Consider the following 14283-nt stretch of genomic DNA (forward strand, 5'->3'; position numbering starts at 1 on the left):
TGTAGCCGCTGCCGCAGGCTGCGATGGGTTGCGTAGCGACCCGCTCTTGAAGGTCCTGCGCCCCTTATCGCAGCCTGCGGCAGCGACTACAGGTAGTGCCGGTTAATTGGTATACACCGGCCCGACACCCAGGCCCCAGACGATCACGGTAAAGGCCATGATCGCCACCAGCACCACCAGGCCCACTGCCAGCACCGAGCTGGAAAACAGGAAGCCTTCATCCGGGTCTATGTTCATAAAGGTCGGCAGGCCCACATACAGCAGGTACACCGTGTAGCAAATGGCGGCGGTACCCACCATCATGCCCAGCCACATATGCGGGTACAGCGCTGCCAGCCCGCCAATAAACAGCGGTGTAGCGGTGTAGGTGGCAAAGGCCACGCAACGCTGCAGGCTGGGTTGTGCATCGTAGGTACGCGCCATCCAGTGGATAAATGCGCCCATTACGCCCACGCCCACCAGCATGGCGGCGTAGGACAACAGGGTCATCCACAAGGCACTGTCCAGGGTCAGCATCACCGGTGCGCGGTTACCGATCACCCAGCCCACCTGGGTTGTACCGATAAACGCAGAAACGGCCGGAATCGCTGCCAGAATTAACGTATGCGTGAAATACATATGACCGATGCTTTCTTCGGCATCTCCACGGATTTCGCGCCATTCTTTATCGGGGTGGGTGAAAAGGCCCACAACGTGATGGATCATGGCTGTCGCTCCTGTATAAGACGCATCGCCTCCAGTGGGACGCGTGCCGGTCGCGCAGCCAAAACGTATTGGGAAGAAAAGAGGCGTGCGGCCTTGGTGACAAGTATAGGAAACCTGTCGGCCCTTATATCCGGCTCCTTAGAGCTTATTGTGCTGTCAGCTGCGGGCTTATTGCATTGGCGTCTTTAGGCGGGCAAGGGGTTCGTCGGCCGGGTTTTTTTCGGTAAAATCACCGGCTTTTGGTCTTAACTCGCGGAATTGAAGCGCTATGGGCACTCACTCGGTCTCTCAAATCAAACTCCAGAAACGCCTGCGTCGATTGACCGGTGAGGCAATTGCCGACTTCAACATGATTGAGCATGGCGACAAGGTGATGGTCTGCCTGTCGGGCGGCAAGGACAGCTACACCCTGCTCGATGTGTTGCTGCACCTGCAAAAAGTGGCGCCGATCCAGTTCGAGATCGTGGCGGTGAACATGGACCAGAAGCAGCCGGGTTTCCCCGAGGACGTGCTGCCGGCCTACCTCAAGTCGCTGGGCGTGGAATATCACATCGTTGAAAAAGACACTTACTCGGTGGTCAAGGAACTGATCCCCGAAGGCAAAACCACCTGCTCGCTGTGTTCGCGCCTGCGCCGTGGCACCTTGTACACCTTTGCCGATGAGATCGGCGCGACCAAGATGGCCCTGGGGCATCATCGCGATGACATCGTTGAAACCTTCTTCCTCAACATGTTCTTCAACGGCACACTCAAGGCGATGCCGCCCAAGCTGCGCTCCGATGACGGGCGCAACGTGGTGATCCGCCCGCTGGCGTACTGCAACGAGAAGGACATCCAGGCCTACTCCGACTGGCAGCAGTTTCCGATCATTCCGTGCAACCTCTGTGGTTCCCAGGAAAACCTGCAACGCCAGGTGGTCAAGGACATGCTCCAGGAGTGGGACCGCAAGACGCCGGGCCGCACCGAGAGTATCTTTCGCAGCCTGCAGAACGTGATCCCGTCGCAATTGGCGGACCGTAACCTGTTTGATTTTGCGAGCCTGAAGATCGACGAAAGCGCCACGCCGCGCTTCGTCAACCTGCTCAACCTGTAATTGCCAAGAGGAGAGGGCATGCGCGACTACAAATGGCTGCACGGATACTGTTTGAACCGCTTTGGTTCGTCAGCCGCACTTGAAGCCCAATTGCCCGTCCCGAAAACCGCGGAACAATTGCGCCGGATCAGCGACGATCGCTACCTGTCGACCCTGGCCCTGCGCGTCTTCCGTGCCGGGCTCAAGCACAGCGTGGTCGATGCCAAGTGGCCAGTATTTGAAGAAGTGTTCTTTGGTTTTGACCCGGAAAAAGTGGTGCTGATGGGCGCCGAGCACCTGGAGCGGTTGATGCAGGATGCGCGGATCATCCGCCATCTGGGCAAGCTTAAAAGCGTGCCGCGCAATGCCCAGATGGTGCTCGATATCGCCCACGAGCACGGCAGTTTCGGCGCGTTTATCGCCGACTGGCCAGTGACCGATATCGTCGGGTTGTGGAAGTACCTGGCCAAGCATGGGCATCAGCTGGGCGGTTTGTCGGCTCCGCGTTTTTTGCGCATGGTCGGCAAGGACACTTTTGTGCCCAGCTATGACGTGGTGGCCGCGCTGAACGCGCAGAAGCTGGTGGACAAGGCGCCGACCAGCCTGCGCGACCTGGCGATTGTGCAGAACGCCTTCAACCAGTGGCACGCCGAGAGTGGCCGGCCAATGTGCCAGCTGTCACAGATGCTGGCGTTTACGGTGAATCACTAACCAGGCTTTGTGAGCGGCCAAAAGCCTGTGGGAGCGAGGCTTGCCCGCGATGGCAGCGCCTCGATGTACCTGATACACCGAGTCGTCTGCCTCGCGAGCAAGCCCGCTCCCACAACAGCTGCATCACTCGCCGCTCAGGCGCCGATCCAGCTGGTAGCGCCAGCGCACAAACAACAAGGCACTGACAAACACCGCCACGCTGGCGGCGATTTCCAGCAGGCCGAAGACCTGGCGGTTGGGGTCGAATGCCGCCAGCGCTCCCTTGATCAGGTACAGGTTGACCACATAGCAGGTGAACGAGTGCCCGCGTGGGCTGCCCATCAGCATGCCGGGCACCACAAACATCAACGGCACCAGTTCGATCAACAGGATCACCCACGGCCGGGCGCCGTGCAGGTCGGCAAAGATCAGGTAGTAAGCACACAGCAAGCCGATCAGGCCAAAAAAGCACACCAGGCTTATTACGCGCATCAGCCGCACCCGCGGCTCCAGCCATTCGATGGGCGGTAGCACTTTGGGCTTTTTAGCCACGGTTGCTCTCCAGTTTCAGCGCAATAGTGGCCAAACGCTGACCCAGGGCCCGGCACAGGGCGATTTCGTGCTCGTCCAGGCCGCGCTTGCCGTCAGCACCGGCATGATGGCTCGGGCCATAAGGCGTGCCACCCGCGGTGGTATGGAGCAGGGCCGATTCGCTGTAGGGCAGGCCGGTGACCAGCATGCCGTGGTGCATCAGCGGCAGCAGCATCGACAGCAGGGTGCTTTCCTGGCCGCCGTGCAGGCTGGCGGTGGAGGTGAACACACCCGCCGGCTTGCCGACCAGTGCGCCGGTCAGCCACAGGTTGCTGGTGCCATCGAGAAAGTACTTGAGCGGCGCGGCCATGTTGCCGAAACGCGTCGGGCTGCCCAGGGCCAGCCCCGAGCAGTTTTTCAGGTCGTCGAGGCTGGCGTACATCGCGCCGTCGTCGGGAATGGCTGGGGCCACGGCTTCGCATTCGGCAGAGATGGCCGGCACAGTGCGCAGGCGCGCCTCAAGGCCACCTTGCTCGATGCCCCGGGCAATTTGCCGGGCCATTTCGCTGGTCGAACCGTTGCGGCTGTAAAACAGAACCAGAATATAAGGCGCGCTCACGGCAGGATCTCCAGGATTTTTTCCGGCGGGCGGCCAATCACGGCCTTGTCGCCTGCGACCAGGATCGGCCGCTCGATCAACTTGGGGTGGGCCGCCATCGCGTCGATCAGGTGTGCTTCGCTGAGGCTGCTGTCGCCCAGGTTAAGGGCCTTGTACTCGTCTTCACCGCTGCGTAGCAGCTGGCGGGCGCTGAGGTTCAGCCTGGCCAGCAGGTCGCGCAGTTGCGCGGCGCTCAGCGGCGTTTCGAGGTAGCGCACCACGGTGGGGGTCAGGCCGCGGGCTTCGAGGAGTTCGAGCGCACCGCGGGATTTCGAGCAGCGCGGGTTGTGATAAAGCGTCAGATCGGTCATGTGCGGGTCGCATCTTGCGTAAGGTGGCGGCTATTCTACCCGCCTGACGGGCGCGCCTGAACCGTATGCGGTAAATGGCCGCTCGCTAATGGCTTTTTGTTTGTATTTACCGGGAAGGATCAACGCATGTTAAAGCGACTCATGGCAGTAGCTGCCGTTTCCGCCACGTTATTGCTGGCTGGTTGCGGAAATGATTATGGGGTCGATCAGCACGGACAGAAGATCGCGTCGGAGCGTCTGGACAAGCAGTGGAAGATTATCAACTACTGGGCCGAGTGGTGTGGCCCGTGCCGCATCGAGATTCCTGAACTCAACTCCCTGGAAAAACAGCTGCAGGGGCAGTCGGTGGGGGTGTTCGGGGTCAATTTCGATGGCTTGCAGGGCAAGGAGCTGAGCGACGCGAGTGCTGCGCTGGGCATCACCTTCACCGTGCTGGCGCAGGATCCGGCGGAAGTGTTCGATTTACCACGCAGTGAAGCGCTGCCGGTGACCTATATCCTTGATGAGAAGGGCAAGGTACGGGCGACCTTGATGGGCGAGCAGACTGCGGCCGGGCTGCTGGCCAAGATCAAGGAACTCAGGGGGGCCTGAGTCGCAGCCATCGCGAGCAAGCCCGCTCCCACAGGTTGACGCCAACCTTGTGGGAGCGGGCTTGCTCGCGATTCAAACGCCGCGCTGTATCAGCCTTCTTCCGGCCAAAGCCGCAGCGGCTTGCCTTCGGCAGGCCAGAAGCGCACCTGCTCGATCGGCGAAATGTCCCAGCGCTGGACGGTTTGCAGGGCTTCGAAGAATCGATGCTCCTGCTCCATCAGCGCCGGTGCACAGGCTTTGCGGGTGCTGCCCACGCCACTAAAGGTCAGCTTGTCGCCTTCCAGGGTGTAAGGCGCGAACCAGTGATTGCAACCGCCACTGCCATAGGCCCGGCCAGCATCGTCCAGGGTGACGGTCAGGTGGCTGTTGTCGATCAGCGGTCGCTCGCCGATCCACTCCAGTACATAGGTGTGGTTCTGCTGCAGCTTCACCGGGTCACCCGCGCAGCCCGCCAGGCTTGCGCCCAGTACGGCCAGCAGGATCAAACGTTTCATTGCGCAGCCTTTTGGCATTGCGGGCACACATGCTTGCTGCCTTCAGTGCTCCAGCCCAGCTCGGCAATGCGCGCCGTGGCTGCAGGCTTTTGGGCCTTGGTGCCGAGTTTGGCGTCGACCGCGAACTCGAATTTCAGCTCCTTGGCGCAAGCATCGCAGTTGACCTGCCATTCATGTATCGCCAATTCGCCGAAAACCGGCCCCTTGGTTACGGCAACCCACTGGCCGCGCGGGTTGATCAGGTGACGGACCTTGTCGACGCTCAAGCGCATGGACAAGGTCTTGCTGCCCTTGAGGGACACAATCAGCACGTCACCGGCTTGAATCGAGCCACCGTTACCGGTGACTTGATACAGGCCCGGCGCCAGAGCGCGGCATTCAATCAGGGTGTGCTGCGGGTTAAGCAGGCTGTAGCGAAAATCGTGTTCGACCATGGGTCCTCCAAGTAAGTCGCTATGCTAGCACGCAGGCATCAAAGTCCAGACTCAACCTTCGATCAGGTTTTGCGCCACGCCGTTTTTCCAGGCCGCGATATTGCTCAGGGTAGTGGCTGCAATCGCGTTCAGCGCCTCGCGGGTCAGAAACGCCTGATGAGCGGTAATGATCACGTTGGGAAAGGTCAGCAGCCGCGCCAGCACATCATCCTGCAAGGGCAGGTCGGAGCGGTCCTCGAAGAACAGCTGGGCCTCTTCCTCGTACACATCCAGCCCCAGATAGCCCAACTGGCCGCTCTTGAGTGCTTCGATCAGCGCCGGCGTATGGACCAGTGCGCCGCGCCCGGTGTTGATCAGCATGGCGCCATGTTTGAGGGTGGCCAGGCTGGTGGCGTTGATCAGGTGCTTGTTGTCTGCGGTCAGCGGGCAATGCAGGGAGATGATGTGCGAACCGGCCAGCAGCTCGGGCAGGGTGACGTATTGCGCGCCCAGTGCCAGCAGTTCGGCGTTGGGGTAGGGGTCGAAACACAGCAGCTTGCAGCCGAAACCGGCCATGATCTTGCCGAACGTGGCGCCGATCTGGCCGGTGCCCACCACGCCCACGGTTTTGCCCACCAGGTCGAAACCGGTCAACCCGTGCAGGGTGAAGTCACCTTCGCGGGTGCGGTTATAGGCGCGATGCAGGCGACGGTTGAGGGCCAGGATCAGGGCCACGGCATGTTCGGCCACGGCATGGGGCGAGTAGGCGGGTACGCGCACCACACTCAGGCCCAGGCGCTTGGCGGCGGGCAGGTCGACATGGTTGTAGCCGGCCGAGCGCAAGGCGATCAGGCGGGTACGGCCAGCGGCCAGTTGCTCCAGCACGGGGGCACTGAGGTCGTCATTGATAAACGGGCAGACCACTTCGTAGTCATGGGCCAGCGCCGCGGTGTCCAGGGTCAGGCGCGCTGGTTGGAAGTGCAGCTCGTTGCCGTCGTCTTGTGCGGCCGCGGTAAAGCTGTCGCGGTCGTAGGTCTGGCTGCTGAAAAGAATCGTGCGCATGGGGTCTTCCTTAGTGTGTAACCACAAATCGGCATGTGTGGGGGAGGGCTTGCCCGCGATTCAGGCGGCGCTGTGTGCCGGGTAAACCGGGGCGATGCCCTCGCGAGCAAGCCCGCTCCCACGCAATGATGTTGCTATGCGGTACTGCGTGCTTCTTTGGCCAGGCGTGTGATGGCTAGATCCAGCTCGTCCAGGGCGGTAGCAGCGTTGGGGCTGGTTTGCTTGAGCAGGGTCTCGCTGCGCTGGCAGGCCGCGCGCAGTTGCGGCACGCCGCAGTAACGCGTGGCGCCGTGCAGGCGGTGGACGCGTTCGATCAGCGCGTTGTTGTCTTTGGCGTCGCGCGCCTGGCGAATGGCGTCGCGGTCGGCTTCCAGCGAGGCCAGCAGCATGGCCAGCATGTCGATGGCCAGGTCGGCCTTGCCTGCGGCCAGACGCAGGCCTTCTTCGTGATCCAGAACTGGCAATTGCGCGTTATGGCGCTGCGGTTCGTGAGGGTTGTCGCTGGTCTGATTGCGCAAGGCCAGCCCTGTCCACTTCAACACCACCTGGGCCAATTGGCGTTCACTGATGGGTTTGGTCAGGTAGTCATCCATGCCGCTTTGCAGCAGGGCACGTTTTTCGTTGGCCATGGCGTGGGCCGTCAGTGCGACCACCGGCAGCGGTGTGCATTGGCGCTCGCTTTCCCATTGGCGTAACACCTCCGTGGTTTCACGCCCGTCCATGCCGGGCATTTGCACATCCATCAGCACCAGGTCGAAGTCTTGTGTCTTGACCGCATCAAGGGCGGCATAACCGCTGTCCGCTGCTGCCACTTTGGCGCCCATGCCTTCCAGCAGGGTTTGCACCAACAGCAGGTTGGCCGGGTTGTCATCCACGCACAGGATGCGCGGCGCACGGCTGGCCAGCGGTTCGCCAGGCTCGCTGCGGGGCTGGCGCGGGTTGATCAGGTCGGCCAGGGCGCGGCGCAATTTACGGGTGCAGGCGGGCTTGGCCAGCAGTTGGCTGTGCGGGTTGGTCACCACAGGATTGAACAGCCCCTGCTCGGTGGTTGGGCACAGCACCAGCACCTTGCAGCCCAGGTGCTCAAGGTCCCAGATATGCTGGTTGAGGCGCTCGGGGGGCATGTCGTTGGCCGTCACCCCGAGCACCGCCAGGTCAATCGCCTGCGCGGTCTGGTGGGCGCCGGTGACGCAGTTGGTGAGGTTTTCCAGGGTGGTGCAGGGCGTGACTTCCAGGCCGCAGTCTTCCAACTGGTGGTGCAGGGCCTGGCGGGCCAGGTCGTGTTTTTCCAGAATGGCGACACGCCGGCCCAGCAGCGGGGCGCCGGGCAAGTCTTCGACATCATCGCGGGCCTTGGGCAGCTTGACGCTGATCCAGAACACCGAACCTTCGCCGGGGGTGCTTTCCACGCCGATTTCGCCGCCCATCTGCTCCACCAGTCGCTTGGAAATCACCAGCCCCAACCCGGTGCCGCCGGGCTGGCGGGACAGCGAGTTGTCGGCCTGGCTGAAGGCCTGGAACAGGGCGCGGATATCCTGAGCGGTGAGGCCGATGCCGGTGTCTTGCACGCTGATGCGCAATTGCACGCTGCCATCGGTTTCGTTTTCGTCCTGGTCTTCAAGCATGGCGCGTACGGCAATGGTGCCTTCACGGGTGAACTTGATGGCGTTGTTGACCAGGTTGGTGAGGATTTGCTTGAGCCGCAGCGGGTCACCCACCAGCGACAGCGGCGTGTCGCGATAGACCAGGCTGACCAGTTCCAGGCCTTTGTCGTGGGCCGAGGGCGCGAGAATGGTCAGGGTGTCCTGCAGCAGGTCGCGCAAATTGAACGGAATGTTGTCCAGCACCAGCTTGCCGGCTTCGATTTTTGAAAAGTCGAGAATCTCGTTGATGATGCCCAGCAGGCTGTCAGCTGATTTTTCGATGGTATTCAGGTAGTCGAACTGGCGCGGCGTCAGCTCACTTTTTTGCAGCAGGTGGGTAAAACCGAGGATGCCATTGAGCGGCGTGCGGATTTCATGGCTCATGTTGGCCAGGAATTCGGACTTGATGCGGCTGGCCTCCAGTGCTTCCTTGCGGGCCAGGTCAAGTTCCAGGTTCTGGATTTCAATGGTTTCGAGGTTCTGGCGCACGTCTTCGGTGGCCTGGTCGACGCTGTGTTGCAGTTCTTCCTGGGCATTGTGCAGGGTTTCGGCCATGCGATTGATGCCCGAGGCCAGTTCGTCCAGCTCGTGGCTGCCCAAGGGCGGCAGACGGGTTTCCAGGTGCCCGTCCTTGAGCTGGGCCACGGCTTGCTTGATCTGGCCCAGCGGTGCGTTGATGGTGCGGCTCATGCGCAAGGCCAGCAGGGTGGTCAGTACCAGCCCGGTGGCGATCAACAGCAGGCTGGCAAACAGGTTGCGATAGCTGCGCAGCAGCATGCCGTTGTGTGACAGTTCCAGCTCCACCCAGCCCAGCAGGCGATGGGCTTCGTTAGGGATCACATCCCCGGCCAGGTTGCGGTGGCGGCCGAACACCGGCAACAGGTAACGCGTGGCATCGTTGTCGGTACGCTGTTGCAGTTGGGTGCTGCTGCCCAGCGGGGCCCGGTTGAGCATGATCGGCCCGGCATGGGCGAGGGGCTCGTGGTTGGCGTTGAGGAACGCCACGGCGCGCACGTCCTGCTGCTCAAGGGATTCGGTGGCGATGCGGGCCAGCAGGGCGGTGTCATGCCGGCCCATCGCCGGGGCCACCAGCGGCGCGAGCTGCTCGGCGATCATTTCGCCGCGCTGCAGCAACTGCGATTGCAGTTCGGACTGTTGCAACCAGGTGAAGTAGCCGCCCAGCACCGTTGCCATCAGGCTGACGGGTAAAAGCGTCAGCAGCAATACGCGGCCTTTGATACCGAGGTTTTTAAGCACGCAACTCTCCAGCCCTGCATTTTTAAGAATGGCCCGGGCATCCCGCCCGGCCCAGGTGGCAGTGTAGCCATATGGTGACCGGCAAATCTTTGAAAATTTGCCATCAGTTTCTGATTATCAGACCGGGTAAAGGCCATGCCGGTTGCCCGCAGTGGCTCAATCTTGAATAATCGCCGATTGAGAATTACTTGCAGACGCTAATGAATCCCGTAGCTGTTAGCCCTTCGCGCCTTCTGACCATTGAAGACGACCCCGTTCTGGGTGCCTACCTGCACGAGCAGTTGGGGCGCTGCGGGTTTGACGTTATCTGGTGCCAGAACGGCCAGGAGGGTCTGGCCCGCGCCCGGCAGGAGCATTTTGACGTGGTGCTGATGGATATCCTGCTGCCCGGCATGAATGGGTTGCAGGTGCTTACGCAACTGCGCCAGACCCACGCCTTGCCGGTGATCCTGATGTCTGCGCTGGGCGCCGAGGCCGACCGCATCAGCGGGTTCCAGCTGGGCGCCGACGACTACCTGCCCAAGCCGTTCAGCATGGCCGAACTGCGGGTGCGCATCCAGGCCATCCTGCGCCGCGTGGCCCTGGACCGCATGCCCGGTGTGGCGCAGCCGACAGCCCCTGAACATGGCCTGTGGTTCGATGAACAGGCCAGTGACGTGCGCTGTGGCGAGCAATGGGCCGGGTTGACCCGCAGCGAGTTCCGCTTGCTCGACACCTTGCAGCGCAATGCCGACGAGGTACTGAGCAAGGCGTTCCTCTATCAGCAGGTGTTGCAACGCGGCTATGCCGCCCACGACCGTAGCCTGGACATGCATATCAGCCAGATCCGGCGCAAACTCAAGACCATCGGCTACCACCAGCGCGAAGTGCGCACGGTATGGGGCAAGGGCTATGTGCTGAGCGCCAGCGATGCCCTGTAAGGTGCCCGGCAAAAACTCGGTGTTCTGGAAGCTGGCCTGTTTGCTGGTGGTGTTCTGCTTGCTGATGATCTGGCTCAGCTGGTCCTGGGGCCGCTACATGGACAAACGCACCGGGTTTTTGTCCGAGCAGGCCCACGGCACCCTGGTGCGCTATGCCGGTGAGGCCGAGCGCGCCTGGGAGACCGGCCAGCAAACCGGCGTCGACCAGTGGCTGCAAGGCATGGGGCGCCGGGAACCCGGCTGGGTCGGGGTGATTGGCCAGGACCTGCAATCGCTGAGCAGCTACCCGCTGAGCGAGCGAGAAAGCGAGCGCCTGACCTTTTTGCGCGGCCTGGACTGGCCCATCAGCCATATGAAAACGGCACGGCCGTGGATCAAGGTGCCCTTTCCCCGGGACCCGTCCTTGGGCAGCCTGGTTATCGAGTTACCGCAGCGCTTTATGCCCGGACGCTCCCAGGTGGTCTGGCGGATTGTGACCAATGGTGTGATTCCGGGTTTGCTTACGCTGCTGCTGTGCGTGGGCCTGTACCGCGTGCTTATTGTGCCGCTCAACCATCTGCGCGAGCAGGCCAACGCCTGGCGGGCTGACCAGTTGGGGGCAAGGCTGTCGAGCCAGACCACCAGCCGTCAGGACGAACTGGGCGAACTGGCGCGGGCGTTCGATCAAATGTCCGAGCGTTTGCAGAGCACGGTGTCGCAACAGCAGCAATTGCTCCGTGACCTGTCCCATGAACTGCGCACGCCCTTGAGCCGTTTACGGGTGGCCTGTGACAGCGAGCAGGGGGTCGAGGCCTTGCGCGAGCGTTTGAGTCGCGAAGTGGACGGCATGCAGCGGCTGGTCGAGGACACCCTGCAACTGGCCTGGTTGGACGCCGAGCGCGGCCCGCTGCCGGTGGAAGACATCCAGGTGCAGGCGTTGTGGGAAATGCTCACCGAAAATGCCCGCTTTGAAAGCGGCTGGCCGCAATCGCGGCTGCCTTGCCGGGTGGATGAGCAGTGCTGGGTGCGCGGGCACCTCAACAGCCTGGCCCAGGCGCTGGAGAATATCCTGCGCAATGCCATCCGCCATTCGCCGCCTGACGGCATCGTCAGCCTCAGCGGCCAGCGCGAAGGCGACATGTGGCATCTGTGGCTCGACGATCAGGGCGGCGGGGTGGCGCCTGAAGAACTGGAGCGGATTTTTGCGCCCTTTACCCGCCTCGACGGGTCGCGCCCTGGGGATGGCGGCTTTGGCCTGGGCCTGAGCATTGCGCGCAATGCGCTGCGCCTGCAGGGCGGCAGTTTGTGGGCCGAGAACCATGCTGGCGGGTTGCGGGTGCATGTTCGTTTGCCGGCAGGGCATGTGGTGTAAACGCTCTGGCCGCCGGTATGCATACATCCCTGTGGGAGCGAGCTTGCCCGCGAGGGTATCAGCCCGTTTTAACTGACAGAGCGCGGTGTCAGCATCGCGGGCAAGCCCGGCTCCCACAGGAATTATTGTGAAGGGCTTGCGGCGCTTATAGCCTTTAACCATAAGCACCACACTTTGCGTGATATGGGCTCCGGGCGTTTGTCGGTATGATGTGCGGCCCCGCGGTCTGGATTGCGAATACGCCATGACATTGCAGTACCCAACTATCGCCGATTGCGTCGGCAACACCCCTCTGGTGCGCTTGCAGCGCCTGGCCGGGAACACCTCCAACACCTTGTTGCTCAAGCTCGAAGGGAATAACCCTGCAGGCTCGGTCAAGGACCGTCCGGCTCTGTCGATGATTGCCCGCGCCGAAGCGCGCGGCCAGATCCAGCCCGGCGATACCTTGATCGAAGCCACTTCGGGCAATACCGGTATTGCCCTGGCGATGGCGGCGGCGATCAAGGGCTACAAGATGATCCTGATCATGCCCGACAACTCCAGCGCTGAGCGCAAGGCGGCCATGACCGCCTATGGTGCCGAGCTGATCCTGGTCAGCCAGGAAGAGGGCATGGAAGGTGCCCGCGACCTGGCCGACCAGATGCAGGCCAAGGGCCTGGGCAAGGTGCTCGACCAGTTCGCCAACGGTGACAACCCCGAGGCGCACTACACCGGCACCGGCCCGGAAATCTGGCGCCAGACCAACGGTACCATCACCCACTTCATCAGTTCGATGGGCACCACTGGCACCATCATGGGCGTGTCGCGCTACCTCAAGGAGCAAAATCCAGGGGTTCAAATCGTCGGTTTGCAGCCGATGGAAGGCGCTGCCATCCCGGGTATCCGCCGCTGGCCGACCGAATACCTGCCAAAAATCTATCAGGCCGACCGCGTTGATCGCATCGTCGACATGGCCCAGCGCGAAGCCGAAGACGTCACCCGTCGCCTGGCCCGCGAAGAAGGCATTTTCTGTGGCGTGTCCTCGGGCGGGGCGGTGGCGGCAATGCTGCGCCTGAACCAGGAAGTCGAAAACGCGGTGATGGTCGCGATCATTTGTGACCGGGGCGACCGTTACTTGTCGACCGGCATCTACGACGCACCCAACTGATGGCCAAGCAAGAGAGAGGCCTGCGCTTCCAGCCTGCTGGCGGCACCAAGGCTGCGCAAGTGCCCACGGGCAAGAAACAGCGTTTGAATATCGAGCGCCTGGCCAATGACGGCCGCGGTATTGCCTTTATTGAAGGGCGTACCTGGTTTGTCGCGGGTGCGCTGGCCGGTGAAGAAGTTGAAGCGCGGGTGCTGGGCGCCCACGGTAAAGTCGTTGAGGCGCGTACCGAGCGTGTTTTCAAGGCCAGCGAGATCCGTCGCGAGGCACCCTGTGTCCATGCAAGCAAGTGCGGCGGTTGCAGCGTGCAGCATTTGCCCCATGAAGAGCAGCTTGCACTGAAACAGCGCATGCTGGCCGAGCAACTGTCCCGCGTGGCTGGTGTCGAACCTCAAGAGTGGGCAGCGCCTTTGACCGGCCCCGAGTTCGGCTATCGCCGCCGGGCGCGCATCGCGGTGCGTTGGGATGCGCGGGCCAAGCATCTGGAAGTGGGGTTTCGGGCTGCAGGTAGCCAGGATATCGTCGCCATTGATCACTGTTTGGTTCTGGTACAGGCCTTGCAACCTATCATGACGGGGCTGCCCGCCATGTTGCGTCAACTGGGCAATCCCAAGGCCCTGGGCCATGTGGAGTTGTTCAGCGGCTCGGCGATTGCCGTGCTGTTGCGGCACATGGCGCCGCTCAGTGATGCCGATATGAACGTATTGCAGAATTTTTGCATCACCCATAACGCCCAATTGTGGCTGCAGGGTGAAGACGGGCCGCAACCGGTCGATCTGACCCGTGCGCTGGGCTATCGTCTGGAACAGTGGGATCTGGAGCTGGCGTATCGTCCCGGGGACTTTGTCCAGGTCAATGCCGGCGTCAATGAAGCAATGGTGGCCCAAGCCATAAAGTGGCTTGCACCACAAGCTGACGAACGGATTCTTGACTTGTTCTGTGGGCTGGGTAACTTCGCATTACCACTGGCCAAACAGGTGCGCGAAGTGGTGGCTGTAGAAGGTGTTGCGACCATGGTCGAACGCGCAGCGCAAAACGCGGTCAGTAACAGCCTGCATAATGCAGTGTTTTTTCAGGCCGACCTGTCGCAGCCGCTGGTGGATGCAGACTGGGCCAAGAAGGGGTTCAGTGCGGTGCTGCTTGACCCGCCCCGCGACGGTGCCTATGAGGTGGTACGCAAGCTGTCTGGCCTGGGCGCCAAACGTTTGGTGTATGTGTCGTGCAACCCGGCCACGCTGGCGCGCGACACGGTTGAATTGATGAAACAGGGTTACCGGTTAAAACGTGCCGCAATCCTCGACATGTTCCCGCAAACAGCTCATGTCGAGGCGATGGCGTTATTTGAAGCAGACTAGGATGTCTGTCTATTTCAACGGGCCCGCAACCCGCGCAGTGATGCCCTGTAGCGCGGGTTGGGATTAGGGCCTGTGATTTCGGCGCA

General features: G+C 61.8%; 15 protein-coding genes. 7 read left to right on the top strand and 8 right to left on the bottom strand.

What is annotated here, in order from left to right:
* Positions 1-102 precede the first annotated feature (102 nt).
* On the bottom strand, positions 103-705 hold the full coding sequence (locus BLU25_RS20860) for a Yip1 family protein (protein WP_016779836.1): 603 nt from the start codon (positions 703-705) through the stop codon (positions 103-105).
* Between the two features lie 268 nt (positions 706-973).
* On the opposite strand from BLU25_RS20860, the gene ttcA reads away from it, so the two are divergent.
* Positions 974-1798: a tRNA 2-thiocytidine(32) synthetase TtcA gene (gene ttcA / locus BLU25_RS20865; protein WP_016779837.1), complete on the top strand. Its 825-nt coding sequence runs from the start codon at positions 974-976 to the stop codon at positions 1796-1798.
* An 18-nt stretch (positions 1799-1816) separates the two neighbouring features.
* Positions 1817-2488, top strand: a complete 672-nt coding sequence (locus tag BLU25_RS20870) for a DNA-3-methyladenine glycosylase I (RefSeq protein ID WP_016779839.1) — start codon at positions 1817-1819, stop codon at positions 2486-2488.
* A 123-nt stretch (positions 2489-2611) separates the two neighbouring features.
* Here the strand turns inward: BLU25_RS20870 and BLU25_RS20875 are convergent, their stop codons facing one another.
* Genes BLU25_RS20875 through arsC form a run of 3 tightly spaced genes read right to left on the bottom strand, consistent with a single transcriptional unit; the run spans position 2612 to position 3967 of the window.
* A complete protein-coding gene (locus BLU25_RS20875) occupies positions 2612-3019 on the bottom strand; it encodes a DUF2069 domain-containing protein (protein ID WP_016779840.1) in 408 nt (135 codons plus the stop codon).
* Positions 3012-3617: an NAD(P)H:quinone oxidoreductase gene (gene wrbA, locus BLU25_RS20880; RefSeq protein WP_016779842.1), complete on the bottom strand. Its 606-nt coding sequence runs from the start codon at positions 3615-3617 to the stop codon at positions 3012-3014. Before wrbA ends, BLU25_RS20875 begins: the two co-directional genes overlap by 8 nt.
* Positions 3614-3967, bottom strand: a complete 354-nt coding sequence (arsC, locus tag BLU25_RS20885; RefSeq protein WP_016779843.1) for an arsenate reductase (glutaredoxin) — start codon at positions 3965-3967, stop codon at positions 3614-3616. Before arsC ends, wrbA begins: the two co-directional genes overlap by 4 nt.
* A 126-nt stretch (positions 3968-4093) precedes the next feature.
* Between arsC and BLU25_RS20890 the strand changes: the two genes are divergently transcribed.
* Entirely contained in the window at positions 4094-4558 is a 465-nt protein-coding gene (locus tag BLU25_RS20890) for a TlpA disulfide reductase family protein (protein WP_029611284.1), read from the top strand.
* An 89-nt stretch (positions 4559-4647) separates the two neighbouring features.
* On the opposite strand, the gene BLU25_RS20895 is transcribed toward BLU25_RS20890, so the two are convergent.
* The 4 genes from BLU25_RS20895 to BLU25_RS20910 all read right to left on the bottom strand — a co-directional run bounded on the left by BLU25_RS20895 (position 4648) and on the right by BLU25_RS20910 (position 9427).
* Entirely contained in the window at positions 4648-5052 is a 405-nt protein-coding gene (locus tag BLU25_RS20895; RefSeq protein ID WP_016779845.1) for an META domain-containing protein, read from the bottom strand.
* Entirely contained in the window at positions 5049-5486 is a 438-nt protein-coding gene (locus tag BLU25_RS20900) for a hypothetical protein (RefSeq protein ID WP_016779846.1), read from the bottom strand. Before BLU25_RS20900 ends, BLU25_RS20895 begins: the two co-directional genes overlap by 4 nt.
* A gap of 51 nt (positions 5487-5537) precedes the next feature.
* Positions 5538-6527 (bottom strand): 2-hydroxyacid dehydrogenase, encoded by a 990-nt coding sequence (locus BLU25_RS20905; protein WP_016779847.1) that lies wholly within the window; start codon positions 6525-6527, stop codon positions 5538-5540.
* A 134-nt stretch (positions 6528-6661) separates the two neighbouring features.
* On the bottom strand, positions 6662-9427 hold the full coding sequence (locus BLU25_RS20910) for a response regulator (RefSeq protein WP_016779848.1): 2766 nt from the start codon (positions 9425-9427) through the stop codon (positions 6662-6664).
* A gap of 200 nt (positions 9428-9627) precedes the next feature.
* Between BLU25_RS20910 and BLU25_RS20915 the strand changes: the two genes are divergently transcribed.
* From BLU25_RS20915 to rlmD, 4 genes are all read left to right on the top strand, one after another.
* Complete coding sequence (locus BLU25_RS20915) at positions 9628-10347, top strand: response regulator transcription factor (RefSeq protein WP_016779849.1); 720 nt, start codon at positions 9628-9630, stop codon at positions 10345-10347.
* On the top strand, positions 10337-11698 hold the full coding sequence (locus BLU25_RS20920; protein ID WP_016779850.1) for a sensor histidine kinase: 1362 nt from the start codon (positions 10337-10339) through the stop codon (positions 11696-11698). Before BLU25_RS20915 ends, BLU25_RS20920 begins: the two co-directional genes overlap by 11 nt.
* 244 nt (positions 11699-11942) lie before the next feature.
* Positions 11943-12845: a cysteine synthase CysM gene (gene cysM / locus BLU25_RS20925; protein ID WP_016779851.1), complete on the top strand. Its 903-nt coding sequence runs from the start codon at positions 11943-11945 to the stop codon at positions 12843-12845.
* Entirely contained in the window at positions 12845-14197 is a 1353-nt protein-coding gene (rlmD, locus tag BLU25_RS20930) for a 23S rRNA (uracil(1939)-C(5))-methyltransferase RlmD (protein WP_016779852.1), read from the top strand. The genes cysM and rlmD overlap by 1 nt, the downstream gene beginning before the upstream one ends.
* The last annotated feature ends 86 nt before the right edge of the window (positions 14198-14283 follow it).

This window comes from Pseudomonas fragi, assembly GCF_900105835.1.
GTDB classification, from domain to species: Bacteria; Pseudomonadota; Gammaproteobacteria; order Pseudomonadales; family Pseudomonadaceae; genus Aquipseudomonas; species Aquipseudomonas fragi.

What these genes read in the sequence shown, in the direction of transcription:
- BLU25_RS20860 (WP_016779836.1), bottom strand. Translation starts at nt 705, where the DNA reads ATGATCCATCACGTTGTGGGCCTTTTCACCCACCCCGATAAAGAATGG.
- ttcA (WP_016779837.1), top strand. Translation starts at nt 974, where the DNA reads ATGGGCACTCACTCGGTCTCTCAAATCAAACTCCAGAAACGCCTGCGT.
- BLU25_RS20870 (WP_016779839.1), top strand. Translation starts at nt 1,817, where the DNA reads ATGCGCGACTACAAATGGCTGCACGGATACTGTTTGAACCGCTTTGGT.
- arsC (WP_016779843.1), bottom strand. Translation starts at nt 3,967, where the DNA reads ATGACCGATCTGACGCTTTATCACAACCCGCGCTGCTCGAAATCCCGC.
- BLU25_RS20890 (WP_029611284.1), top strand. Translation starts at nt 4,094, where the DNA reads ATGTTAAAGCGACTCATGGCAGTAGCTGCCGTTTCCGCCACGTTATTG.
- BLU25_RS20895 (WP_016779845.1), bottom strand. Translation starts at nt 5,052, where the DNA reads ATGAAACGTTTGATCCTGCTGGCCGTACTGGGCGCAAGCCTGGCGGGC.
- BLU25_RS20900 (WP_016779846.1), bottom strand. Translation starts at nt 5,486, where the DNA reads ATGGTCGAACACGATTTTCGCTACAGCCTGCTTAACCCGCAGCACACC.
- BLU25_RS20905 (WP_016779847.1), bottom strand. Translation starts at nt 6,527, where the DNA reads ATGCGCACGATTCTTTTCAGCAGCCAGACCTACGACCGCGACAGCTTT.
- BLU25_RS20915 (WP_016779849.1), top strand. Translation starts at nt 9,628, where the DNA reads ATGAATCCCGTAGCTGTTAGCCCTTCGCGCCTTCTGACCATTGAAGAC.
- BLU25_RS20920 (WP_016779850.1), top strand. Translation starts at nt 10,337, where the DNA reads ATGCCCTGTAAGGTGCCCGGCAAAAACTCGGTGTTCTGGAAGCTGGCC.
- cysM (WP_016779851.1), top strand. Translation starts at nt 11,943, where the DNA reads ATGACATTGCAGTACCCAACTATCGCCGATTGCGTCGGCAACACCCCT.
- rlmD (WP_016779852.1), top strand. Translation starts at nt 12,845, where the DNA reads ATGGCCAAGCAAGAGAGAGGCCTGCGCTTCCAGCCTGCTGGCGGCACC.